The sequence below is a fragment of the Dokdonella fugitiva genome, from assembly GCF_014138265.1.
GTDB lineage: Bacteria > Pseudomonadota > Gammaproteobacteria > Xanthomonadales > Rhodanobacteraceae > Dokdonella_A > Dokdonella_A fugitiva_A.
The window spans coordinates 146,977-172,461 of sequence record NZ_JACGXL010000004.1 but is presented as its reverse complement, the minus strand read 5'-3'; the positions used below and the strand labels follow the sequence as shown (position 1 = coordinate 172,461).

22 protein-coding genes are annotated in these 25,485 nt (G+C 68.0%); all 22 read left to right on the top strand.

Annotated elements, in window-relative coordinates:
* Positions 1-29: 29 nt before the first annotated feature.
* The gene (locus tag FHW12_RS13280) at positions 30-773 is read left to right on the top strand and encodes a DsbC family protein (protein ID WP_182531510.1); all 744 of its coding nucleotides are present in this window, start codon (positions 30-32) and stop codon (positions 771-773) included.
* A 7-nt stretch (positions 774-780) separates the two neighbouring features.
* The gene (locus FHW12_RS13275; RefSeq protein WP_182531509.1) at positions 781-1,539 is read left to right on the top strand and encodes a DsbC family protein; all 759 of its coding nucleotides are present in this window, start codon (positions 781-783) and stop codon (positions 1,537-1,539) included.
* A 138-nt stretch (positions 1,540-1,677) separates the two neighbouring features.
* Positions 1,678-5,535, top strand: a complete 3,858-nt coding sequence (gene purL, locus FHW12_RS13270) for a phosphoribosylformylglycinamidine synthase (RefSeq protein ID WP_182531508.1) — start codon at positions 1,678-1,680, stop codon at positions 5,533-5,535.
* Positions 5,536-5,538: 3 nt separating this feature from the next.
* A complete protein-coding gene (locus tag FHW12_RS13265; protein ID WP_182531507.1) occupies positions 5,539-6,186 on the top strand; it encodes an exosortase H-associated membrane protein in 648 nt (215 codons plus the stop codon).
* Positions 6,187-6,288: 102 nt separating this feature from the next.
* On the top strand, positions 6,289-8,031 hold the full coding sequence (gspE, locus tag FHW12_RS13260; RefSeq protein ID WP_182531506.1) for a type II secretion system ATPase GspE: 1,743 nt from the start codon (positions 6,289-6,291) through the stop codon (positions 8,029-8,031).
* A gap of 115 nt (positions 8,032-8,146) precedes the next feature.
* Positions 8,147-9,364: a type II secretion system inner membrane protein GspF gene (gene gspF / locus FHW12_RS13255; RefSeq protein ID WP_182531505.1), complete on the top strand. Its 1,218-nt coding sequence runs from the start codon at positions 8,147-8,149 to the stop codon at positions 9,362-9,364.
* Between the two features lie 45 nt (positions 9,365-9,409).
* Entirely contained in the window at positions 9,410-9,838 is a 429-nt protein-coding gene (gene gspG, locus FHW12_RS13250) for a type II secretion system major pseudopilin GspG (RefSeq protein ID WP_259393049.1), read from the top strand.
* Positions 9,839-9,918: 80 nt separating this feature from the next.
* Positions 9,919-10,380: a GspH/FimT family pseudopilin gene (locus FHW12_RS13245; RefSeq protein ID WP_182531752.1), complete on the top strand. Its 462-nt coding sequence runs from the start codon at positions 9,919-9,921 to the stop codon at positions 10,378-10,380.
* Positions 10,381-10,475: 95 nt separating this feature from the next.
* Complete coding sequence (locus FHW12_RS13240; protein WP_182531504.1) at positions 10,476-11,018, top strand: type IV pilus modification PilV family protein; 543 nt, start codon at positions 10,476-10,478, stop codon at positions 11,016-11,018.
* The gene (locus FHW12_RS13235) at positions 11,015-11,707 is read left to right on the top strand and encodes a prepilin-type N-terminal cleavage/methylation domain-containing protein (RefSeq protein ID WP_182531503.1); all 693 of its coding nucleotides are present in this window, start codon (positions 11,015-11,017) and stop codon (positions 11,705-11,707) included. The genes FHW12_RS13240 and FHW12_RS13235 overlap by 4 nt, the downstream gene beginning before the upstream one ends.
* A complete protein-coding gene (locus FHW12_RS13230) occupies positions 11,704-12,639 on the top strand; it encodes a general secretion pathway protein GspK (protein ID WP_182531502.1) in 936 nt (311 codons plus the stop codon). The genes FHW12_RS13235 and FHW12_RS13230 overlap by 4 nt, the downstream gene beginning before the upstream one ends.
* Positions 12,640-12,643: 4 nt before the next feature.
* Complete coding sequence (locus FHW12_RS21615; RefSeq protein WP_182531501.1) at positions 12,644-14,035, top strand: PilN domain-containing protein; 1,392 nt, start codon at positions 12,644-12,646, stop codon at positions 14,033-14,035.
* Complete coding sequence (gene gspM, locus FHW12_RS13220; RefSeq protein ID WP_182531500.1) at positions 14,032-14,643, top strand: type II secretion system protein GspM; 612 nt, start codon at positions 14,032-14,034, stop codon at positions 14,641-14,643. Before FHW12_RS21615 ends, gspM begins: the two co-directional genes overlap by 4 nt.
* Entirely contained in the window at positions 14,640-15,383 is a 744-nt protein-coding gene (locus FHW12_RS13215) for a hypothetical protein (protein WP_182531499.1), read from the top strand. Before gspM ends, FHW12_RS13215 begins: the two co-directional genes overlap by 4 nt.
* A gap of 13 nt (positions 15,384-15,396) precedes the next feature.
* On the top strand, positions 15,397-17,751 hold the full coding sequence (gene gspD, locus FHW12_RS13210; protein ID WP_310735237.1) for a type II secretion system secretin GspD: 2,355 nt from the start codon (positions 15,397-15,399) through the stop codon (positions 17,749-17,751).
* Complete coding sequence (locus tag FHW12_RS13205; RefSeq protein ID WP_182531497.1) at positions 17,741-18,151, top strand: hypothetical protein; 411 nt, start codon at positions 17,741-17,743, stop codon at positions 18,149-18,151. The genes gspD and FHW12_RS13205 overlap by 11 nt, the downstream gene beginning before the upstream one ends.
* 174 nt (positions 18,152-18,325) lie before the next feature.
* Complete coding sequence (locus tag FHW12_RS13200; protein ID WP_182531496.1) at positions 18,326-19,831, top strand: hypothetical protein; 1,506 nt, start codon at positions 18,326-18,328, stop codon at positions 19,829-19,831.
* A gap of 198 nt (positions 19,832-20,029) precedes the next feature.
* Complete coding sequence (locus FHW12_RS13195; protein WP_182531495.1) at positions 20,030-21,469, top strand: hypothetical protein; 1,440 nt, start codon at positions 20,030-20,032, stop codon at positions 21,467-21,469.
* Positions 21,470-21,561: 92 nt separating this feature from the next.
* A complete protein-coding gene (locus FHW12_RS13190) occupies positions 21,562-22,524 on the top strand; it encodes a peptidylprolyl isomerase (RefSeq protein WP_182531494.1) in 963 nt (320 codons plus the stop codon).
* Between the two features lie 91 nt (positions 22,525-22,615).
* Positions 22,616-23,395: an ABC transporter permease gene (locus FHW12_RS13185; RefSeq protein ID WP_182531493.1), complete on the top strand. Its 780-nt coding sequence runs from the start codon at positions 22,616-22,618 to the stop codon at positions 23,393-23,395.
* A complete protein-coding gene (locus FHW12_RS13180) occupies positions 23,392-24,600 on the top strand; it encodes an ABC transporter ATP-binding protein (RefSeq protein ID WP_310735236.1) in 1,209 nt (402 codons plus the stop codon). Before FHW12_RS13185 ends, FHW12_RS13180 begins: the two co-directional genes overlap by 4 nt.
* On the top strand, positions 24,593-25,483 hold the full coding sequence (locus FHW12_RS13175; protein ID WP_182531491.1) for a class I SAM-dependent methyltransferase: 891 nt from the start codon (positions 24,593-24,595) through the stop codon (positions 25,481-25,483). Before FHW12_RS13180 ends, FHW12_RS13175 begins: the two co-directional genes overlap by 8 nt.
* Positions 25,484-25,485 lie beyond the last annotated feature (2 nt).

The window sequence follows — 25,485 nt, the reverse complement described above, 5'->3', positions numbered from 1 at the left end:
CTCCACCCGAACTCTCGCGCGAGGTATCCATGCGTTTTCCGCTACTTGCATCCGGCTTGCTGCTGGCCGCCCAGGCATTCGCCGCGACACCTGCCGAGGACACGGTGCGCCAGGCGCTGGGGCAGATCGCCCCCAACGTGAAGATCGAGGCGGCGCAGGAATCGGCGGTGCCGGGCTTCTACGAGGCGATCGCCGGCGGCGAATTCGTCTACGTGAGCAAGGACGGCCGCTACCTCCTCAACGGCAGCGCGTTCGACATCGCGTCCAAGCGCGACCTCACGCAGATCTCGCGCGGCAAGGTGCGCAAGGCCGCGCTCGACCGGATCGGCCCGGACAAGCGCATCGTGTTCGCGCCGCAGGCGCCGATGGCCTCAAAGCACACCGTCACCGTATTCACCGACGTCGACTGCCCGTTCTGCCGCCGGTTCCACGAGCAGATCGCGCAGTACAACGCGAAAGGCATCACCGTCGATTACCTGTTCTTCCCGCTGTCGATCCATCCGGGCGCGGACAAGAAGGCCGAAGCGGTGTGGTGTTCGAAGGATCGCCCGAGCGCCTTTACCAAGGCGATGGCCGGCCAGGATCCCGGCAAGGCGACGTGCGCGAACCCGGTCGCCGAACTCACCGACCTCGCCCAGGCGCTCGGCATCGGCGGCACGCCGACGATGCTCGCGGCCGACGGCACGATGATCCCGGGCCAGATCGCGATGTCGCCCGATCGCCTCGCCGCCGAACTCGATCGCCTGGCGCAGGCCAGCGCCGCGAAGAACTGAGGACGCCATGATGACCCATCGCCACATCGCCGCTGCGCTCGTCATCGCGCTGCCGCTGCTCTTCGCGTCCGCCGCCCAGGCCGCGGAATCGCCGGCCGATGCCGCCGCCCGCAAGGCGCTCGCCGAACTCGTGCCGCAGGCGAAGGTCGACGCGGTCGAGCAGGCGCCGCTGCCGGGCTTCCGCCAGGTCATCGTCGGCGGCCAGATGGTCTACCTCAGCGACGACGGCAAGTACCTCCTGCAGGGCGCGCTGTACGACACGAAGAGCAAGCGCGACCTCACCGCATCGCGCCTCGCGGTCGACACCAAGCGCAAGGTCGACGCCGTGCCGGCGGACAAGCGCATCGTGTTCGCGCCGTCAGGCAAGCCGAAGTACAAGGTCACGGTGTTCACCGACATCGACTGCGGCTACTGCCGCAAGCTGCATTCGCAGGTCGCCGAGTACAACCAGCGCGGCATCGAGCTCGACTACCTGTTCTTCCCGCGCAGCGGCCTCAACACCCCGTCGTACGACAAGGCCGTGTCGGTGTGGTGCGCGAAGGACCGCAAGGGCGCGTTCACCGCGGCGAAGAGCGGTGCGAATCCGGCGCCGCTCAAGTGCGACAACCCGGTCGCCGAGCAGTTCACCCTCGGCACCCAGGTCGGCGTCAACGCGACGCCCGCGATCTTCGCGCCGGACGGCACCCATATCGGCGGTTACCTGCCGCCGGACGAGATGCTCTCGCGCCTGCAGTCGCTCGCCACGCCGGCGCTCGCCGACAACTGAGCCGTGGGCGCGCCAGCGCCCGCGGGGGATCGTAATGACGACGCCCGGCCCTGGCCGGGCGTCGCCGTTCAGGGGCCGCCTACATCGGCCCAAGGCCGCATCGGCTACAATGAGCGGCTCCCCATCGCCGCCTGCGCCATGATCGCCCTCGACGGCCTGCCCGCGCTTTCCCCGTTCCGCATCGACCGCCTCAACGCCGATCTCGCCCGCCAGGTAGCCGGCGCGCGCGTACGCGCGACGCGGCACGTCTACTTCGTCGCCGCCGAGCCGGACGCCGGGCTCGACCTGCCGACCCTGTGCGAGGTCATCGAGGCGGACGCGCAGCCTGCGCGCGCGGCGTCGCTGTGGGTCGTGCCGCGCCTCGGCACGCGCTCGCCGTGGTCGAGCAAGGCGACCGACATCCTCGTCGGTTGCGGCTTCCCGGTCCGGCGCATCGAGCGCGGTCTCGCGTTCGACCTCGACGGCGCGCCCGCGCGCGGCAGCGAAGCCTGGGAGCGCCTCGCGCGCGTCCTGCACGACCCGATGACGCAATCGGTCGTCGACACGCTCGACGATGCCGCGCATGCGTTCGATGCGGGTGCCGCGCAGCCGCTCGCGCGCGTCGTGCTCGGCGCCGACGCACAGGCCGCGCTGGAGGCTGCCAATGCGCGCCTCGGCCTCGCCCTCGCCGCCGACGAGATCGCCTATCTCGGCGAGCGCTATCGCGAACTCGGCCGCGACCCGTCCGATGCGGAACTCATGATGTTCGCGCAGGCGAACTCCGAGCACTGCCGCCACAAGGTGTTCAATGCGTCGTTCACGCTCGACGGCCTCGCGCAGGCGAAGTCGCTGTTCGCGATGATCAAGAACACGCACCAGCAGTCGCCCGCCCACACGCTGTCGGCCTACCACGACAACGCGGCGGTGATCGAAGGCAATCCCGCGCGCCGCTTCTTCGCCGATCCCGCCGACGGCGTGTTCCGCGCGCACGCGGAAGACGTGCCGTACGCGATCAAGGTCGAGACCCACAACCATCCGACCGCGATCTCGCCGTATCCCGGCGCGTCGACCGGTTCGGGCGGCGAGATCCGCGACGAAGGCGCGACCGGGCGCGGCGGCAAGCCGAAGGCCGGCCTGGTCGGCTTCAGCGTCTCGGACCTGCGCATCCCCGGCCTCGCGCGGCCGTGGGAACGCGAGCGACCGCTGCCGCCGCGCTTCGCGAGCGCATTCGAGATCATGCGCGACGGCCCGCTCGGCGGCGCCGCGTTCAACAACGAATTCGGCCGGCCGTGCCTCGGCGGCTACTTCCGCGCGTTCGAGCAGGACGGCGGCACCCCGGGCCTGCGCCGCGGCTACGACAAACCGATCATGATCGCCGGCGGCCTCGCCAACCTGCGCGCGCCGCACGTCGACAAGCGCACCTTGCAGGACGGCGACGCGGTGATCGTGCTCGGCGGGCCGGCGATGCTGATCGGCCTCGGCGGCGGTGCGGCCTCGTCAGTCGCCGCCGGGTCGAGCTCCGAGCAGCTCGACTTCGCCTCGGTGCAGCGCGACAACCCGGAGATGCAGCGGCGCTGCCAGGAAGTCATCGACGCGTGCTGGGCGCGCGGCGACGCGAATCCGATCGTCTCGATCCACGACGTCGGCGCGGGCGGCCTGTCGAACGCGATCCCGGAAATCCTCAACGACTCGGGCGTCGGCGGGCGCATCGAACTGCGCGACATCCCGAGCGACGATCCGCAGCTGTCGCCGATGCAGATCTGGTGCAACGAATCGCAGGAGCGCTACGTGCTCGGCGTGCGCCCGGCCGATCTCGCCGCGTTCGAGGCGATCTGTGCGCGCGAACGCTGCCCGTTCGCGGTGGTCGGCCGCGCGACCGCGGAACGCCGCCTGTGCATGAGCGACCGCCTGCTCGGCGGCGAGCCGATCGACCTGCCGCTCGACGTGCTGTTCGGCAAGCCGCCGCGCATGCAGCGCGACGCGCGCCGTCGCGTACCACGCATCGACGTCGTGCCCGACGTCGAGGGCATCTCGCTCGCCGACGCCGTCGCGCGCGTGCTGCGCCTGCCCGCGGTCGGCAGCAAGTCATTCCTCGTCACGATCGGCGACCGCACCGTCGGCGGGCTCTGCTCGCGCGACCCTATGGTCGGTCCGTGGCAGGTGCCGGTCGCCGACTGCGCGGTCACGCTCGCCGATTTCGACGGCTACGCCGGCGAGGCGATGGCGATGGGCGAGCGCACGCCGCTCGCGCTGCTCGACGCGGCCGCGAGTGCGCGCATGGCGGTCGGCGAGGCGTTGACGAACCTCGCCGCGGCCGACGTCAGGCTCGACGAAGTACGCCTGTCGGCGAACTGGATGGCCGCCGTCGGCCACGACGGCGAAGATGCCGCGTTGTACGACGCGGTGCACGCGGTCGGCGAGGAACTGTGTCCCGCGCTCGGCGTGTCGATCCCGGTCGGCAAGGATTCGCTGTCGATGCAGACGCGCTGGCAGGACGGCACGAGCCAGCAGACCACGGTGTCGCCGGTGTCGCTGATCGTGAGCGCGTTCGCGCGCACGCGCGACGTGCGCCAGGCGCTCACGCCGCAGCTGCGCCTCGATGCGGGCGAGACCGAGCTGTGGCTGCTCGACCTCGGCGCCGGGCTCAACCGCCTCGGCGGCAGCAGCCTGCTGCAGGCCTTCAATCGTGGCGGCGGCGCGCCGCCCGACCTCGACGACGCGCAGCGCTTCAAGGCGTTCTTCGCGGCGCTCCAGCAGGCCAACCACGACGGCCTGCTGCTCGCCTATCACGATCGCAGCGACGGCGGCGCGATCGTCGCGCTGCTCGAGATGGCGTTCGCCGGACGCTGCGGCCTCGACCTGCGCCTCGACGGCTGGGGCGACAGCGTGGTCGCCGCGCTGTTCAGCGAGGAGCTCGGCGCGCTCGTGCAGATCCGCAGCGCGGATCGCGACGCGTTCCGTACGATCCTCGCCGCGCACGGCGTCGCCGCGCTCGCCCACCATGTCGGTGCGCCGAGCGCGAAGCCGCGCGTGCGCCTCGAACTCGAAGGTGAAACGCTCGCCAAGTTCGAGTGGCGCGAACTCATGCGCGCGTGGTCGGAGACGAGCCACGCGATGCAGCGCCTGCGCGACAACCCGGCCAGCGCCGACGCCGAACTCGAATGGCGCATCGACGAATGCGATCCCGGCATCACGCCGAAGCTGGGCTTCGACCCGGCCGAGGACGTCGCCGCACCGTACATCGCGCGGGGCGCCCGCCCGCGCGTGGCGATCCTGCGCGAGCAAGGCGTCAACGGCCAGGTCGAGATGGCCGCCGCGTTCACGCGCGCGGGCTTCGACGCCGTCGACGTGCACATGAGCGACCTCGCGAGCGGGCGGCGCGCGCTCGCCGACTTCCGCGGCTTCGCCGCGTGCGGCGGCTTCAGCTACGGCGACGTGCTCGGCGCGGGCCGCGGCTGGGCCGCGTCGATCCTCTACAACGCGCGCCTGCGCGACGCGTTCGCGGCGTTCTTCGCCGATCCCTCGAAGTTCGCGCTCGGCGTCTGCAACGGCTGCCAGATGCTCGCCAACCTCAAGGCGATCATCCCCGGCGCGACGCACTGGCCGCGGTTCGTGCGCAACGCGAGCGAGCAGTACGAAGCGCGCCTGGTCACGCTCGAAGTGCTCGACTCGCCGTCGATCTTCTTCGCCGGCATGGCGGGTTCGCGCATACCGGTGGCGGTCGCGCACGGCGAAGGCCATACGCGCTACGACGATCCCGCCGACGTCGCGCGCGCACTCGCGGCCGCGCGCTTCGTCGACAACCACGGCAAGGCGACCGAGCGTTTCCCGCTCAACTCCAACGGCTCGGCCGGCGGCAATACCGGTTTCACCGCGGCGGATGGGCGCGCGACGATCCTCATGCCGCACCCGGAACGCGTCGTGCGCAGCGTTCAGCTGTCGTGGCGGCCGCGCGAGTGGGGCGAGGATTCGCCGTGGATGCGCATGTTCCGCAACGCGCGCGTCTGGGCCGGCTGAACCGTGGCGCTTTCGCCGATCCGCGAGTTCGGCCTGAAAGCGGTGCTGTGGTTGCCGCTCGCGTTCGTGGCCTGGTTCTGGGCGGCGCCGCTGTGGGTGTGGCCGGCGATGCTGATCGCCAAGCAGGTGCTGCTCGGCCATTGGGGCGCGTTGTTCGAGAGCGTGCGCCTCGGCGGTGAACTGCTCGACGCGAGCGGCCGCGTGGTCGAGCGCGCGGGTTACCTGGTCAGCCTCGGCACGCGCGTGACGGTGAGCGTGCAGGGCGGCATGGGCGTGCTCGAGCCGACGCTGAACCCGATGGTGTACGCCTGGTCGCTGCCGTTGTTCGGTGGACTGGCGATGGCGACGCCACTGTCGACGGGCCGGCGTGCGCTGCAGTTCGCGTTCGCCCTCGCCGTGATCTGGCTCGGCCAGGCGTTCGGCATCGTCGCCGAGAGCCTCAAGACGCTCGCCTTCGACGCCGGCCCGAGCGGTGCGGCTGCGATCGCACAGGCCGGGCTAGACGCGAACGCGATCGCGCTGGCCTACCAGTTCGCCACGCTCGTGCTGCCGGCGATCGTGCCGGTCGCGCTGTGGATCGGCTTGAACCGTGCCTTCATCGAGACGCTCGTCGGGCGGGGCGGGGAACCCCGGGACCGTGGCAGGGTCTGAGTAGGCACGAGGGCGATGGCCCCGCATCCCCCGGCTGGTCCCGACGAGGGCGCCGGATATGGAACAATGCCGCCCCCGTCCGACTTTCGCGTTCAGGAAACCATGGCCGCCGTCGCACCGATAGAACATGCCGTCGCCACGGCGACCGAGGCCAGCCTCGACGAGCGCATCTGCCAGTTCCTGGTGGCGCGCGGCCGCCTCAAGGAAACCGATCTCGCGCGCGGCCGACGCCTGCACGAAGAGGATCCCGCCGCCGGCAGCCTCGTGTCGCTGCTGACGCGGCTCGGCCTCGTGTCCGAGCGCGAGATGGCGGACGCGGTGTCCGAGCTGCTCAAGCTGCCGCTGCTCTCGGCGAAGGAATTCCCCGAAGCGCCGCCGGCGAACGTGCAGGCTTCGGTGCGCTTCCTCAAGCACCACCATGTCTGCCCGATCGCGGAAACCGAAAGCGACGTGACCCTGCTCGTCGCCGATCCGGCCGACGCGTTCCCGCTGCAGGCGCTCAAGCTCGCCACCGGTCGCGAGGTCAAGCTCAACATCGGCCTGCGCAGCGAGATCGACGACCTCATCGAGCGCTACTACGGTTCCGGCCGCTCGGCGATGGGCACGATCGTCGAGAACCTCACCGACGAGAACAATCGCAGCGAAGACGACATCGAACACCTGCGCGACCTCGCTTCGGAAGCGCCGGTCATCCGCCTCGTCAACCTGATCATCCAGCGCGCGGTCGAACAGCGCGCGTCGGACATCCACGTCGAACCGTTCGAGAACCGCCTCAAGGTGCGCTATCGCATCGACGGCGTGCTGCACGAAGTCGAGTCGCCGCCGGCGGCGTCGACCGCGGCGGTGATCTCGCGCATCAAGATCATGGCGAAGCTCAACATCGCCGAGCGTCGCCTGCCGCAGGACGGCCGCATCATGATCCGCGTGCAGGGCAAGGAACTCGACCTGCGCGTGTCGACCGTGCCGACCGCGCACGGCGAATCGGTGGTCATGCGTATCCTCGACCGCGAGGCGGTCGTGTTCGATTTCCACACGCTCGGCTTCACCGACCAGTTCCTGCAGAAGTTCCTCAACGTGCTGGAACTGCCGCACGGCATCATGCTGGTGACCGGCCCGACCGGCTCGGGCAAGACGACCACGCTGTACACGGCGCTGTCCAAGCTCAACACGCCCGACGTCAAGATCATCACGGTCGAGGACCCGGTCGAGTACCAGATCGAAGGCATCAACCAGATCCAGGCCAAGCCGCAGATCGGCCTCGACTTCTCGCACGCGCTGCGTTCGATCGTGCGCCAGGATCCGGACATCATCATGATCGGCGAAATGCGCGACCTCGAGACCGCGCGCATCGCGATCCAGTCCGCGCTGACCGGCCACCTCGTGCTGTCGACCCTGCACACCAACAACGCCGCCGGCGGCATCACGCGCATGCTCGACATGGGCGTGGAGGACTACCTGCTCACGTCCACGGTCAACGGCATCCTCGCGCAGCGACTCGTGCGGCGGCTCGACCTGCCGAACGCGCAGCCGTACGAGGCGATGCCCGAGGTGATCCGCGAATACGAACTCGAGCGCTTCACCGACGACCGCCCGATCCGCCTGTACAAGCCCGGTGCGTCGGTGACCAATCCGACCGGCTACTTCGGCCGCACGACGATCATGGAATTCCTCGTCATGAGCGATTCGATCCGTCGCCAGATCATGCAGCACGCGGGCATGGGCGACATCGAGCAGCAGGCGCGCAGCGAAGGCATGCGCACGATGTTCGAGGACGGCCTGGTGAAGTCGCTGCACGGCCAGACGACGATCGAGGAAGTGCTGCGCGTGACGTCGTCGGAAAACTGATGAGGCCGGGACTGGATATCCGCGGTCCGGGATTCGCGCAGGCGGCGCCCGCGAATCCGGCGACCCGTTTCTCGCTTTTCCGACTCCCCAATCTCCAATCCCGAATCCCGGCTCAATGACCCTCTATTACTACAAGGCCGTCACGTCGTCCGGCGAAACGCTCGAGGGGCAGTTCGACCTCGGTACGCGCGACGAGGTGATCGGCAAGCTGCAGGATGCGGGCAACATCCCGCTCGAGGTGCGCGAAGCCGACAGCGGCGACTCGGCGAGCCTGTTCGCCGCGCTGTTCAAGCGCGCGACCTTGCGCGAAGCGCAGGTCGTGCAGTTCACGCAGCAGCTCGCGACCCTGCTCGGTGCCGGCCAGCCGCTCGATCGCGCGCTGCAGATCCTGCTCGACCTGCCCGAGAGCGAGAAGGCCAAGCGCATGCTCGAGCGCGTGCGCGACCAGGTGCGCGGCGGCACGCCGCTGTCGGACGCGCTCGAGGCCGAGCACGGCAGCTTCTCGCGCCTGTACGTGAACATGGTGCGCGCGGGCGAGGCGGGCGGGTCGCTGCACGACACGCTCGCGCGCCTGGCCGACTACCTCGAGCGCAGCGCCAACCTCAAGAGCAGCGTGATCAACGCGATGATCTATCCGGCGTTCCTCGTCGGCATGGTGCTGGTGTCGCTGATGGTGCTGCTCGTGTACGTCGTGCCGCAGTTCGCGCCGATGTTCGAGGACATGAACATCGAGATGCCGTTGATCACCCGCGTCGTGCTCGGCGTCGGCTCCGCGCTGCAGAGCTTCTGGTGGCTGATCCTCGTCGCGATCGTGCTCGCCGTCGGCTGGCTGCGCCGGCAGATGGCCGACCCGCCCGCGCGCCTGAAGATCGATGAACGCCTCCTGCGCATGCGCGTCGTCGGCGACATCGTGCGCAAGGTCGAGACCGCGCGCGTCGCGCGCACGCTCGGCACCCTGCTCAAGAACGGCGTGCCGCTGCTCGCGGGCCTGTCGGTCGCGCGCAACGTGATGACCAACACCGCGCTCGCGGAATCGGTCGGCGCGGCCGCCGAGGACGTCAAGACCGGCGGCGGGCTCGGCTACGCGCTCGCCCAATCGAAGCGCTTCCCGAAACTGGCGCTGCAGATGATCAGCGTCGGCGAGGAGTCGGGCGAGCTCGACACCATGCTGATGAAGGTCGCCGACACGTTCGACGTCGAAGTGAAGAACACGCTCGACCGCCTGCTCGCGGCGCTCGTGCCGGCGACGACGATCGTCATGACGGTCATCGTCGCGCTGATCATGCTCGCGATCGTCATGCCGATCATGAACATTGCCGGCGCGGTGCGCTGATACCGCGAATCGTCAACGCGAATCCACTGGAGGGTTACACGGACCATGAACATGCAATCGCACCGCAAGACCATTTCGCGTTCGCGCGGCTTCAGCCTGATCGAGATGCTCGCGGTCATCGTGCTGATCGGCATCGTCGCCGGCATCGTCGTCAACCAGGTCGGCAAGAACGTCGACAAGGGCAAATGGGGCGCGGGCAAGGCCGCCGTCGGCAAGCTCTCCGGCTCGGTGGATTCGTACGCGCTCGACAACGGTGCTCCGCCGTCTCGCCTCGAGGATCTCGTGACCAAGCCGGGCAACGCGCAGAACTGGCAGGGGCCGTACGCGAAGGCGTCGGACCTCAAGGACCCGTTCGGCCACACGTATCAGTACAAGGCGCCCGGTGAACACGGCGACTTCGACATCGTGTTCCTCGGCAAGGACGGCACCGCCGGCGGCGACGGCGCCAACGCGGACTACGGCAACTGGCAGTGAGGAGCCGGGATTCGAGGTTCGGGATTCGGGATTCGGCGGAGCGGTCCGTTCCGTCGCGCCCGTGCGTTCCCGAATCCTCGATCCTCGCTGTCCGATCCCGTCGATCCCGCGGTTTCACCCTCATCGAGCTGATGGCGGTGATCCTGCTGCTCGCGATCGCGCTGACGATCGTCTCCGTCGGTTTCTCCAAGAGCCTGGAGGCGGCGAAGGTGCGCGCGGCGAGCCGCGACCTCGTCGCGGCGCTGCGTTACACGCGCGGCCAGGCGATCGTGAAGGGCAAGTCGCAGGCGCTCGTGCTCAACCTCGAAGACAACTCCTACGTCGCGCCGGGCAAGGGATCGAAGAAGCTGCCGAAGGACATGACCCTGCAGTTGACCACGGCCGACATCGAGCAGACCGGCGCGCACAGCGGCGGCATCCGCTTCTTCCCCGACGGCAGCTCGACCGGCGGCCACATCTCGGTCCTGCTCGGCCAGCGCGAATGGCGCATCAACGTCGCGTGGCTGACCGGCGAGATCGCACTCGACGAGAAGCCCGAATGAAGCGCGATGCGGACATCGGCGCGAACTCGGGCGTGGCCTCGCTGTCCATCTGAACCATGACCCACGCACGCCGACAACCTGCCGACCGCGCCCGCATGCGCGGCTTCAGCCTGATCGAGATGATCGCGGCGTTCCTCGTGTTCGCGATCGCGATCGGCGTGCTGATGTCCGTGCTCGCCGCTGCGATCCGCAACACGCGCATGTCGTCCGACTACACCATGGCCGCGTTGTGGGCGCAGTCGAAACTCGACGTCGTCGGAGTCGGCGAGCCGATCGAGGAAGGACACAGCAGTGGCCGCTTCGACGACGTCTACAGCTGGTCGCTCGACATCAAGCAGGTGGATCCGACCGCGGTCGAGCCGCAGCCGCAGCAGCCGGCGCCCGCGCGGAACGCGCAAGGCCAGGCTCGCGGCCAGGCGCCGGCGACGATATCCGCGTCGCAGGCAGGCAACGGCGGAGCGATCGACATGTCGCCGTTCGACATCTACCAGGTCGATCTCGTCGTGTCGTGGGGCGGCCAGGCCGGAGCGCAGCCGCGCACCGCGCATTTCGGAACGCTGCGCGCGGTCAATCCCGACCCGAATCGTCCGCAGGGTGCGTCCGGCGGCATGTCGATGCGCACCGGGGGCCGGCAGTGAAGCGCACGTCGGCCGGTGGCTTCACGCTGCTCGAGGTGATGCTCGCGATCATGCTGCTCGCGCTGCTGCTCGCCGGCAGCTACGGTTCGATCCGTACCGCGGTGCACGCGATGCATTCGGGCGAGAACGCGATCGATCGCACCAATCGCCTGCGCGTCGCGCAGGAGTTCATCCGCCACCAGATCAGCCGCATCATGCCGCTGCCGTTCGCGCGCGACGAGAGCACGAATTCGAACCTGATCTTCGAGGGCCGACGCGACTTCATCCGCTTCGTCGCACCGATGCCGGGCTATCTGTCGAAGGGCGGTCCCTACGTGCAGACGCTCGCGTTCAAGGGCGGTCGCAGCGGACGGCAACTGATGTTCAGCGACGACATGCTCAACGGTTTCGACCTGGAGGCGAAATCCGACAACGAACCTTCGCTGCTGCTCGACCAGATCGACGAAGGCCGCTTCGAATTCCGCACGCTCGACGAGAACGGTGAACTCACCGACTGGTCCGACGATTGGGAAGACCCGGGCATGACGCCGGTGATGGTCCGCATCGTCGTGCGCATGCGGCCGGAGGCGCGCGTCGAATTCCCGGTGATGGAAATTCCGTTGATGCTGGACGCCGGATCCGCCCGACGGCAGCAGCCGTTCCAGGCGACCGGAGTCCGCAGCCCGCTCAAGCCGGGGCGATCGCAATGAACGCGCAGGGCATCCACCCAGGCCGTCGCCCGCGTGCGTCGCAGCGTGGCATCGCGTTCCTGCTCGTGTTGTGGGTGGTCGCGATGCTGTCGATCCTGCTGGGCAGCTTCGCGCTCGTCGCGCGCACGGAGAACCTGCAGGCGCGCCATCTGTTCGATTCGACGCAGGCGCGCTACGCCGCCGAAGCGGGGCTCAATCTCGCCGTCTACGAACTGCGCAAGAACGATCCGCTGCAGCGCTGGGTCGGCGACGGCCGGCCGTACACGTTCGGTTACGGCGACGCCGAGATCGAGGTCCGCATCAACGACGATTCGGGCAAGCTCGATCTCAACTCGATCGCCAACGGCGACGCGCAGATGCTCGTGCGCCTGTTCACGTCGCACGGCGTGCCGCAGGATCGCGCCGAAGCGCTCGCCGACGCGGTCGCGGACTGGGTCGATCCCGACGACGAGACGCGCCCGAATGGCGCCGAGATCGCGCAGTACAAGGCGGCGGGCCTGTCCTACGGTCCGCGCAACGCGCCGTTCGACACGATCTCCGAATTGCAGCAGGTGCTCGGCATGAATTACGAGCTGTACACCAAGCTCGAGCCGGCGCTGACCATCTATTCGGGGCGCTCCGCACCCGACGTCGGCTTCGCCAACTACGACGCGATCCTCGCGCAGGACGGCATGACCCCGGAATGCGCCCAGCAGATCGTCGACGCGCAGCAGACGATGCAGCCCGGCGACACGGGGTCGCCGCAGACCATCTGCGGCGTGACCCTGTCGGGCGTAGCGGGCGGCGGAGGCCTCACGTATAGTGTCAAATCCCGTGCGAAGCTGCCCAATGGCGCGAGCACGACCCTGGATGCGACCATCCGCATGGGCGGAATCAATCCGGCCGGCCGGCCTTACGTGATTCTGCGCTGGCGTGATGGGGAAACTTCCTGAAACCGTGAACCCGACACTCGACAGACAACTGGCGCGTCTGCGGACACGCCTTGCCAAGACGCCGCTGCCGGGGTTTTTCGCCTGGTGGGGGCGCGAACTGCTCGCGTGCCTGCCGGCGCGCTGGCGCGCCGTGCTGTCCGAACGATCCGAGTCGGTGCTGCTCGGCCTCGAAGGCGACGAACTCGTCGTCTGGCGCGAGAAGGGCGGCGCATCGACCGAATACGCACGCATCCGCCGCGACCTGCCGGCCGAGGCGCAGGACGCCGAGTTCCGCCGCTTGCGCGACGCGATCGAGGATCCGCAGGTGCGCACGGTGTTCTGCATCCCCGCCTCGCGCGTGCTCACGCGCGTGCTGAGCCTGCCCGCGGCGGCGACGGACAACCTGCGCCAGGTGCTCTCGTTCGAAATGGACCGGCAGACGCCGTTCAAGGCGGACCAGGTCTACTTCGACAGCCGCGTGCTCGGCCACGACGCGAGCGGGCGCAACGCGCGGGTCGAACTCGTGCTGATCCCGCGCGCGCAGCTCGACCAGGAACTCGGCGGGCTGCCGCCCGCGGCGGCCGAACTGGATGCGGTCGACAGCTGGAGCGCCGCGCCGGGCGCCGGCCGCCGGCAGACGAACCTGTTGCCGCCGGAGAAACGCACGCGTCGCCGCGACATGCGCCTGCCGCTCAACCTCGGCCTCGCCGCATTCGCGCTCGTGTTGCTCGTCGTGAACATGGACGAATCGCTGGCGAATCGAGCGGCCGCGCTGGAGACGATGAAGGCCGAAGTGGACAAGGCCGGCAACGAGGCCAAGCAGGTCGCCGCGCTGCGCAAGACGCTCGCCGATTCGATCGGCGGGGCGAACTTCCTCACCGACAAGAAGCGCAAGGGGCCGCTCACCGTCGCGCTGCTCGACGACCTCACGCGGCGATTGCCGGAAGACACCTACCTCGAGCGCTTGCAGATCGAGAACAAGCAGGTGCAATTGCAGGGACAGGCGACCGAAGCGGCCAAGCTGATCGCATTGCTCGGTGCATCGCCGTGCCTGGGCAATCCGGGATTCCAGGGCCAGGTGCAGCCGGATGCGCGCACGGGCAAGGAGCGCTTCCAGATCAACGCGGACCTCAAGGAATGCAGTCCGCAGAACGACGCCAAGCCGCCTCCGCCGACGGGCGCGGCGAAGGCGATGAAGGATGCCGCGGCGGTGGCTGGCGACAAGCACGAGCCGCGTACCGCTCCCGCCGATGCGAAGGCGAAACCCGCCGCGCCGCACGCGGAACCGAAGAAGTCGCTCGCGCCTCCCGCATCGCGCAAGGACGTGCCTGCGGCCGGCGCCGCGAACGCGGTCAAGCCGGGGGGCGAGCCGGCGGGCAAGCAGGCCGCCGCAGGCGACGCGGAGAAGAAGAAGTGACGCCGAGTCGATTCCAGCCGAAGGACGGGCGCTTCCTCGCCGTCGTGCTGCTCCTCATCGTGCTGATGCTGGTCTACCTGATCGGCATCCACTGGTGGTTCGTCGCACCGCACCTGCAGTATTCGAGCGACATGCAGGATCTGCGCGACCAGCAACTGCGCTTCCGCCAGATGGTCGCCGAGAAGCCGGAGATCGAAAAGCGCCTCTCCGAGGTGCGTGCGTACGAGCAGGGCAACCAGGCGTTCCTTTCGGAGACCGACGCCAACGCGGCATCGGCGGCGTTGATCCAGCGCCTGAAGGCGGCGATGAGCGAGCACGCGAAGGACGAGAGTCGCTGCCAGAACGTGAGTACGCAGAGCTACAACGGCGGCGAAGAAGAGCTGTACAAGCGCGTCACGGTGCAGGCGCGCCTGAAGTGCGATCTCGAGCCGCTCGCCGCGATCCTGTACGACCTCGAGAACGGCAAGCCGTACCTGTTCATCGACCAGGTGATGATCTACAAGCAGCAGACCTACACGCCCCCGGGCGCGAAGGTCGCGCCAGTCCCGCTCGACGTGCGCTTCAACGTCAACGGTTACCTGCGCCAGCCGGGCAAGGCGGCCAAATGAACGTCCGCACCGCGCGCCTGATGACGAACGCGCTCGCCGGCATCTGCGCCGTGCTCGTGCTGATCGCGATCCTGCAGTACGCGGGCTTCGGTCGCGGCTATTCGTGGTCGCCCGACGCCGAGTCCAGCGAGGAACACGCGCCGCTCGCGGGCATCGACAAGCGCACGCTGCAGATGCCGCCTGCGTCCGCATTCGCCGCGGTCGAGCAGCATCCGCTGTTCAACGAGGACCGCCAGCCGACGCCGGTCGACGCGAAGGCCGGCTCGGACGCCGTGGAGGTCGTGAACCCGCTCAACATCGCCTTGACCGGCGTGATCCTCGACGATGCGAACCACGTGCGCGTGGCGATGTTCCTGGACAAGACGCGGAACCAATCGGTCGCGCTGAAGGTCGGAATGCCGCTCGAGGGCGACCAGGCGAGCTGGACCCTCGTCGAGGTGAGGCCGCGTGGCGCCGTATTCAGGAGCGCCGCGAACGAGACGACGGAAGTCGAACTCGAAACGGCGCTGGCGCCGACGCAGGGCGGCGCGCCGCGCGCCGCCACCGCGGCTGCCGGCAAGCCGCCGGCGAACCGCCCGGGCGGTGGCCCGCCGCCGCGCAATGCGGGCGCGGCAAGACCGGACGCGAAGGGCGACGCGAGCCAGGACCTGGCGCGACGCATCGAAGAACGGCGCAAGCAGATGCGCGAAGATGCGGAACGCCTGCGCAACGGCAGCAAACCCGCGCAACAGAACAAGTGATGGAGTGAGCCACGTGCGATTCCGACTGACCATCCTCCTGCTGAGCCTCGGCCTCGCGCTGCTGGGCGGTTGTGCGACGCCCGGGCCGAAAGACGCCCGGCGCGCGGACGGCGACATCCTCACCGCCGACACGATCCTCAAGCCGGCCACGCCATTGCCGACCGACGACGGCGTCAGCGGCATCGCGATCTCGCCCGAGGCGCGGTCCGATCGCCCGCCACCGAAACCGGAGATCGAGGTCGGCACCGCGCAGTTCTACAAGAAGCAGCCCGGACCTTCGACCGGTTCCAGCGGCGAAGGGCAGGTCACGTTCAACTTCGAGAACCAGCCGATCCAGGCGGTCGTGAAGGCGATCCTCGGCGACATGCTGCAGGAGAACTACACGATCGCTCCGAACGTCGGCGGCAACGTCACCTACTCGACCTCGAAGCCGATCCGTCGCGAAGACGCGATGGCCGTGCTCGAGATGCTGCTGTCGTGGACCGGCAACGCGATGGTGCGCGAAGGCGGGCGTTACACCGTGCTGCAGGCCAAGGATGCGATCGCAGGCAAGCTCACGCCGCGCGTGAGCGCGACGCAGCAGCCGGGCTACGCGTTGCGCATCTTCCCGCTGAAGTACGTGTCGCCGAGCGAGATGGCGAAGCTGCTCAAGCCGTACGCGAAACCGGATGCCTTCGTCAGCGTCGATCCCAATCGCAGCCTGCTCGTGCTCGCGGGCAATCCCGCCGAGCTCGACAACTACCAGCGCACGATCGACACGTTCGACATCGACTGGATGAAGGGCATGTCGATCGGCGTGTTCGCGATGCAGCACGTCGAAGTCGCCAAGCTCATGCCCGACCTCGACACGTTGTTCGGCGCGAAGGGCGAGTCGCCGCTCGCGGGCATGTTCCGCTTCATGCCGATCGAGCAGACCAACTCGATGGTCGTGATCACCCCGCAACCCGAATACCTCAAGCAGGCGGAAGAGTGGCTGTACCGCCTGGATCGCGGCGGTGCTGAGAATTCGACGCAGCTGTACATCTACAACGTCAAGAACCTCAAGGCCGTCGACATCGCCGATTACCTCAGCCAGATCTTCCTCGGCACGGCGGGCACGTCGCACAGCAGCAGTTCGTCCGGCCGCGTCGGGCAGGGCCTGCGACCGATCACGCTCGGCGGACTCGGCGGCTCCGGCGGCGGTTCGATGAACTACCAGAATTCGCTGCGGCCGCAGGCGAAGGAAGAAAAGGCGGCGCCGGTGTCGTCGTCGCCGGCGGCAGCCGCAGGCGCGGGCGGCAAGAAGGAAACCGACATCCGCATTTCGGCGATCGAGGAAAACAACCAGCTGATGATCATGGCGCAGCCGGTCGAGTGGGAGCAGATCCAGGCCGCGATCCGCAAGCTCGACGTGCAGCCGCTGCAGGTGCAGATCGAAGCGCGCATCCTCGAGGTCAGCCTCACCGGCGGTCTTTCGTACGGCGTGCAGTGGTATCTCGCGGGCCTGATCGGCACCGCCGACGGTTCGGCGCAGGGCAACGGCAACTACACGTATCCGGGATTCACCGGCAATTCGCACGATCGTCACCGCACATCGCTCGGTGCGACCGGCAACACCGGGCCGACGAACAATGGCGGCTTCTTCTATTCGTTCCTCAACAAGAATTTCGAAGTCGCGATCAACGCGCTCGAGAAGGAAGGACAGGCGAAGACCTTGTCGGCACCGTCGCTGGTCGTGTTGAACAACCAGGAAGCACAGATCAACGTCGGCAGCCAGCTGCCGGTGACGCAGACGTCGGTGATCGGCCTCAACGGCGTCGGCAGCACCACCGGCACCGGCTACAGCAGCGTGCAGTACCTCAACACCGGCGTGCAGCTGTCGGTGACGCCGCGCGTGAATCCGGGTGGTCTCGTCTACATCGACGTGCAGCAGGAAGTCAGCAATCCCCCGGCCGGATACAGTTCCACGTCCGGCACGAATCCGGCGATCGAGCAGCGCCAGCTGCAGACGCAGATCGCCGTGCAGAGCGGCCAGACCATCATGCTCGGCGGCCTGATCCGCGACATCGACAATACTTCCGATACGCACGTGCCGCTGCTCGGGCGCATTCCCGTGATCGGCAATCTCTTCGGCAACACGAGCCACGACAAGCAGCGCACGGAGCTGATCGTGTTGATCACGCCGCGCGTCATCGCGAGCAGCGACGATGCACGCCAGGTCACCGAGGACTACAGTCGCCAGTTCGAATCGCTGCGGCCGTTGCGCACGAGCAATGCGCAAGCCGCGCCGGCGCGGGAGCCCGCGCCGGAACCCGCCAGGACTTATCCCGCGCAGGATGCGGCCACGCCGCGCGATGACGCCAACAAGGAGCCGTCCCGTGATCATTGACAAACTGCCGAAATTCGCCGTGCTCGCCGCGTGCACGCTCGTCGCGCTCGCCGGCTGCACCGACAAGGCGAATCCGGACAACGTCGATCGCCGCTCGGTCGAGCGCTGGAATCACCTCATCGCGCACGAAGCCGAGAAGGCCTACGATTACCTCACGCCGGGTTTTCGCGAGACGCAGACGCGAGAGGTCTACGCGACGTCGATGAACAACCGGCCGATGCAGTGGAAGGGCGCGACGTTCAAACGCAAGGAGTGTGAGGAAGACCGCTGTACGGTTTACCTGGACGTGGCATACGCACTGAAGATGCCCGGCGGAGTGGCTGGCACGGTGGCCTCGACGAGCACGCTCACAGAAACCTGGATCCGCGTCGACGGCGAGTGGTTTTTCCTTCCCAAGTAGTTGAATTCGCGGCCATATTGAGGCGTTTGGAAGAGGGATTGCACGACCCTTTCCTTTGTCTTAACATGGCCGCGCTGTTGCCTGACCCTGCCCATGCCCTATGGGGCACGTGGCTATCGGAGCGGGGTTGGCGGTAAAGCAAAAAGCCCTGTGGTCAAATTTAGGAGTGTTGCGATGAAGAGAAACAGCTTGACGACTGCCGTCGTCGCCGGTATCGCCGGCGTCGCTGGCTTCGCGGGCCTGGCGAACGCCGTCGACCTTAATCCCGATGGCGTCGGTCAGGTTCTTATCTATCCGTACTTCACGGTCAACAAGGGCCAGGACACGCTGCTCTCGGTCGTGAACACGGCCGACGTTGGCAAGGCAGTGAAGGTGCGCTTCCTCGAAGGCTACAACAGCCGCGAAGTGCTCGACTTCAACCTGTTCCTGTCGCCGCACGACGTGTGGACGGCTGCCGTGACGCAGGTTTCGGACGACGGTGGCGCCCAGCTCATCACGTCGGACCACAGCTGCACGGACACGATCACGAATCCGCAGCCGTTCCTGCCGTACGCCTATGACGGTTCGCTCGCTCCGGCGCAGCCGGCCGACAACGGCCCGCAGGACATCACGCGTACGCGTGAAGGCTACGTCGAAATCATCACGATGGGCGACATCATTCCGGGCAGCGACCTGGACGTCGTGACGACGCACGTGCAGAACGGCACGCCGGACGCGGGTACGCCGGATTGCGGCGCGCCGGTCGGCAACGACACGGCCACGGCCGCCGACCTGCAGACCCCGACCAGCGGTCTGTTCGGCTCGGGCGCGGTCGCCAACGTCAGCGTCGGCACGTACTTCGCGTACAACGCCGATGCGATCGAAGGCTTCTACGACAACCCGACCGGCAACCTGTACACGCCGGCTGGCTCGCTGCTGCCGTCGCTGCAGTCCGCGAGCAACGCGGCTGTCCCGGGTGGTGCGCAGGCGTTCCTGTTCCTGAACAACGGCCAGCTGCTGACCGCGAACTATGCTCGCGGCCTCGACGCGGTGAGCGCGGTGTTCATGGCCGACGCCGTGTACAACGAGTACTTCGTCGACGACGTGAACTTCGGTGCGGCTTCCGACTGGGTGCTCACGTTCCCGACCAAGCGCTTCTACGTCGACAAGTACGTCTATCCGTTCGCGATCACGGCTCCGTTCGTCGAGCCGTTCGACAACACGGCCGACGGCGAGTCGCGCGTGAACCTCGCGATCGTCACGTATGACCGCGAAGAGCTGAACTCGGTCGTGAACGTGCCGCGCTGCCCGTCGCCGGTCAATCCGGTGACCTGCTTCTCGCAGTCGCCGTTCCTCGGTCACGAAGTCAACGTCCTGTCGTTCCTCGGCCCGTCGACGGCGACGCCGTCGGAGTCGACGGTGCTCGGCTCGAACCTGTTCAAGACGGTCAACGCGGTCGGTCTCGACGGTTGGGCGAGCCTGGACCTGTTCAGCGGCGACGGCGGCCACGTTCTTGCCGGCGGTACGCTGGCGGGCGGCGGTGCGGTCAACCTGAACGGTCTGCCGGTCACCGGCTTCTACGCTCAGAACGTGATCAACACCAACGCGAATCCGGGTCTCCTGGCGAACTACAGCGGCGTGTGGCGTCATCGCGCGCACCGCTCGTGCTCGGCCAACGGTGCGGATCCGGCCTGCTCGTAATTCGCAGGTTGTTGGATCGATGTACGGAAGGGGCCCGAAAGGGCCCCTTCTTTTTTTCCGGGGATCGACTTTTACAAGTGGATTGCGACGTGAGCCGCAGCTTCGGAAGAAGGATTAACATGTTGTTTATGGCTACATCATCACCCGGCAGGTAGAATGTAGACGCCGTCCTCTCGTCGTCATCCAGGTCACATGCCCGTGAAATCCCTGCGTTTGCTGCCGCCCGCAGCCGGTGTCCTCCTCTTCGCATGCGTGTCGTCCACGCACGCGCAGACCACGATCAACCTCAACACCGCCAGCGGCAATTGCGTCGCCGTCACCGACTCCGCCGGCTTGAGCACGGATACGACACCGGGCAGCGTGAGCCTGCGCGCCACGGGCGTCACGCTCACGGCCGGTCAGCCGGGCGCGTGCAATCCGGTGGGCGGTTCGTCCTCGATGTTCCAGGCGAACGTGCAGACGTCCGGCAGCCAGACGCCGGGTACGCCGTTCACCCCCGCCGTCGGCGCGCCGTTCTACGTGATCTGGTCGGCTTCGACCGATGCGACGGCATGCACGTACGGCGGCAATTTCAGCAGCGGCATCACGGGCTGGAACCTCGGTTCGCGCGCGTGCACGGACGGGACGTCCTGCTCGGCCACGCACGCGGTGCAGGTCACGCCGACGGCCGCGGGCAATTACAGCTTCAGCGTCACCTGCACGAACGCGAGCGGCTATGCCGCGACGTCGGGTGTGAACGTGCCGCAGCCGTCTACCCCGGGGCCGACGCCCAATCCCGTCCCGCTGACGGCGCCGACCACGGCGACCGCCGGCGTCACCTTCGCGGTGACCTGGCCGCAGATGCAGAATGCCGCGCGCTGCGTCGGCACGGGCACCCTCGCTGGCGTGGCGACGACGTCGCTTGGCGACTGGAATACCGTCACCACGGTCAGCAACACCGCGGCCAATTCGCGCAACGTGGTCGTGCCGTCTACCGCGACCGGAACGCTCAAGCTGACATTGACGTGCTGGAATTCGGACAATTCCGCTTCGGCGACCGGTACCACGGGCGACATCACGGTCACCCCGCCGACCGCCGGGAACTGTCCGGCGACGATCTCGGCGGCTGACGGCGCGCGCACGCTGCTCGTCACGAGCGACGTGCGCTATGGCACGCAGAGCGGCACGCGTCCCGGCGTGAGTGTCACGGAATGGGACAACATCTGGGGGCATGGCACCGGCAGCCCCGGCGAAAGCATCACGCCGTGGCCGGGCGTATCCGGTTCCGCGCCGACGATCCTCGCGTTCAAGCGCGACAGCTATGTCGGCATCCACTTCAAGACGCCGGTGTCGCCGCCGCAGGGAACCGCCGGCACGTGGTTCAATCCGACGTCCAACCCGGGGCCGAACCTGACCATGGCGATCAGCACCGAGTGCGGCGACTTCAGCGCGCATCTGCCCTCGCCGGGGTGCCTCGTGCCGAACGTTCCGTCCGCCGACGCGCAGATGGTGTACTGGTGGTTCGGAACGACATTCCCGAACACGACCTGCAACCTGCAGCCGAACACGAACTACTACGTCAACATCATGCAGACGGACAAGGCGTCGACGCTTGAGTGCAGCGGCAACGTCTGCCCGGCGGCAGCCTGGCGCCAGTAGTCCATGCGCAAAAACGCCGGCGTCGACGACGCCGGCCATCCACGAGCGCGGCACTTCGGTGCCGCGCTTCATTTTCAGACGGGAACACACCGATGCCGAATCCATTGCGGTCGATGCTCATGGCCGCCTTGTTCCTCAGCAGCCTTTCCTGCCTTGCCGCCGGACGGCCGGACGACGTCGTCGCGACGCAGGGCGACGCCACCATCACCATGGCGGATGTCGACGCGTTCGTCAGCCGCATCCCCGAAGGCAAGCGTCCGGGCTTCTTCAGCAGTCCGCAGCGCATCGAAACGATGCTGACCGGACTGCTGCTGCAGCGCCAGCTCGCCAACGAGGCGCGCAAGCTCGGCATCGACAAGGATCCGGCGCTGGCGAAGGACGGCAAGGCACCCGACGAAGAGGCGCTGTCCACTGCACGCATCGAGCACTTCAAGACCGAACTGGCGCTGCCGGACTTCAGCAAGCTCGCACAGGAAGAGTACATCGCGCGCAAGGAGACGTACGGCGTGCCGGCCGACCTCACGGTGCAGAACGTGCTCATCAAGATCAAGGATCGCGGTGACGGCAAGACACCGATGGATCGCACCGAGCAGATCGCAGCCGCGAAGGCGATCGCCGACAAGGTCGCCGCCGATGCGACAGCGCATCCCGATCAGTTCGATGCCCTCATCGACACCTATTCGGAAGATCCGGACAAGGCCACGGGCAAGGGACGCGTCGAGGATGCCGGCAGCGCGACCAAGTACGCGAAGGAGTTCGCGGCGGCTTCGCGTGCACTGAAGAACGTCGGCGACGTCTCGCCGGTGACGCGTACGACCTACGGTTTCCACGTGATCAAGCTGCTCGATCGCAAGCCGGCACAGCAGCACGCCTTCGCCGAGGTGAAGGACGAGATCGTCGCGCGCCTGCGCACGGAGTACGTCGACAAGCAGGTGCGACTGCATACCGACACCTTGCGCAACCTGCCGATCGATGCCAATGAACAGGCGGTCGCTTCGCTGCGCTCGCGCTACGGAGCCCCCGCGGAACCACCGCCGGCGGCCGCCAAGCACTGACCCGCGCACGGGGCCGCGCGCGGTCGTGGTCCCGACCGCACGTACCGGCCCGTCGCCGGATACCATGGCCACCGGCCAACCAGGCTTCCGCATGAACGCCATGCCCCCGGCGACGCTGACACTGCGCTTCCTGCAGCGCGAGTTCCGCGAGCGCTTCACCGGCAGCCTGTCGGGGAGCGCCTGGGCCCTGCTGCAGCCGTTGATCCAGCTCGGCGTCTATTCGTTCGTGTTCGTGCACGTGTTCAAGGCGCGAATTCCGGGTGCCGACGCGCCCGGCTACGTTCCCTTCCTCGTCACTGCGCTGTGGCCGTGGAACGCGTTCTCCGAAGCGATACTGCGCTCGACGAGTGTGATCCAGAACAACGCGGCGCTCATCGGCAAGGTCGCCCTGCCGCGCGAAATCCTCGTCCTCGCCAGCGTCTGCACGAGCTTCGCCGTGCACATCGCGGGCTTCGTCGCGATCCTGCTGGTCCTGCGCGTCGGCACCGGCGACATCGCGATCCGCGGGTTGCCGATCGCATTGCTGCTGTACGTGCCATTGTTCGCGCTCGCGCTCGGTATCTCGCTCGCCTGCGCGGCGGTGCAGGTGTTCGTGCGCGACCTCGCGCAACTGCTGGGCCAGCTGCTGCCGTTGATGATGTTCGGCGCCCCGGTCTTCTACGATCGTGCGCTGCTTCCACCGGCCGTGCAGCCATGGCTGTCGCTCAATCCGTTCACGTTCTACGCGGACGCATTCCGCGTGGCGCTGTTGCACCACGGCAGCGTCGAATGGCAGTCCGTCGCCGTCGCCGTGGTCGTCGCCGCATTGGTACTCGCCGCGGGCATCGTCGTGTTCCGTCGCCTCGACGCGCATTTCGAAGATTTCCTGTGAGCGAGCTCCTCGTCGAAGCGCGTGGCCTCGGCAAGGCCTACCCGAAGGTGCATCGCAGCAGCGATCGCCTGCGTGCGCTCGGCCGCCTGCTGTTCAGCGGCGGCGACGCGGACCGGATCAGCGTGCTGCGCGACGTCGATCTCGACGTGCGACGCGGTGAATCGCTCGGGCTGATCGGCGCCAACGGCGCCGGCAAGTCGACCCTGCTCAAGCTCATCACGGGCGTGCTGACGCCGAGCACGGGATCGGTGCGCGTGCGTGGCCAGGTCGGCGCGCTGCTCGAGCTCGGCGCCGGCTTCCATCCCGAGTACAGCGGGCGCGACAACATCGCGATGGCCGCCGCATTGCACGGGCTCGACGGCGCCGAGTTGCGCCGGCGCCTGCCCGAAATCATCGCCTTCGCCGACATCGGCCACTACATCGACGAGCCAGTCAAGCACTATTCGTCGGGCATGGTCGTACGCCTCGGCTTCGCGGTGATCGCGTCGCTCAAGCCCGACCTGCTCGTGACGGACGAGGTGCTCGCGGTCGGCGACGAGTCGTTCCAGAAGAAGTGCGTGCGCTGGATGCAGGACTACCTCGACGATGGCGGCACGCTCATCCTCGTTTCGCACAGCATGTACCACATCCAGAAGCTGTGCCGGCACGCATGCTGGCTGCGTGACGGCGAAGTCGCGATGGCCGGCGACGTGTTCGACGTCACGCAGGCGTACCTCGCCTGGCACGAGCGCAAATCCGCGCCGCAGGAGGCGCAGCCGGCCGTGGATCGGCACAACGTCGAGTTCAGCGTGCTCGGCATGAGCCTCGACGGCCGCTCCGGCGAACAGCCCCTGCTGCTGGATTTCGGTGCGCCGTTGCGCGTGGACTGCCGCATCCGCTCGCGCGACGACCGCGTGCCGAGCGTCGCGATCGGTGTGACCCGCGCCGACGGCACGCCCGTATACGGCGTCAGCACGGACATGGACGGCCGCACCCCGCAGCGCGTCGGCACGGGCGAATACGCCTGCAGCCTCGCGTTCGACGCGTTGCCGCTGCTGCCCGGCAGTTATACCGTACGCGTCCACCCGCTCGATCCGGAAGGCGTGCGCGTCTTCGACACGATGGAGCGCACGCTCACGGTGCGTGGTGCGACGCGCGAGTTCGGCCTCGTGCGCCTCGCGCACCGGTGGGGCGCGCCGCTTGCCGGAGATGCCGCGCATGAGTGACGACTCCCCCCTGCCGTTCACCGGGGAACGCTTCACGCCCGAGTGCGTGCGCGAGATCTGGTACGAACATTGGCACCGTTATGCGTTCGCGCGGCGCCTCGCCGCCGGGCGGCGCGTGCTCGACGCCGCCTGCGGCGAGGGCTACGGTTCGGCGCTGCTCGCCTCGGTCGCCGCGGACGTCGTCGGCGTCGACGTCGACGCGGCGTCCGTCGCGCATGCGCGCGCGCGCTACGGTACGCGCCCGCGGCTGCGCTACGAGCAGGCCGACGCGACCGCGCTGCCGTTCGCCGACCGCACGTTCGACCTCGTCGTCTCGTTCGAGACGCTCGAGCACCTGGCCGCGCAGGAAGCGTTGCTCGAAGGCTTCGCGCGCGTGCTCGCCGACGACGGCCTGCTGCTGATTTCCTCGCCCGACAAGCGCACCTACAGCGACCAGGCCGGCTTCCGCAACGAGTTCCACGTGCGCGAGCTGTATCGCGAGGAGCTGCTCGCGTTGCTGCGGCCGCATTTCCCGCACGTACGCCTGTACGGCCAGAAGCTGCTGTTTCAGTCGGCGCTGTGGGCGCTCGACGACGTCGCGCCGGCGAGTTGCGAAACGCTCACGGCGGACGGGCGAGCCGAGCAGGTCGCGCCCGGGCTTGCCTATGCGCCGCTGTACTTCATCGCCCTGTGCGGCCGACGCGACCTGCCCGCGGACCTCCCCGCACTGTCGCTGTTCGGCGATGCCGGCGAATCCGTCTACGCGCATTACAATCACGAAATCCGCAAGAACATCGGTGCCGGTGGGCGCATCGCCGAACTCGAGGCCGAAGTCGAGCGATTGCGTGCACGGTCCGAGCCCGCGCCGACGCGCGACTGGCGCTGGTGGCGACGAAAGCGATAGGT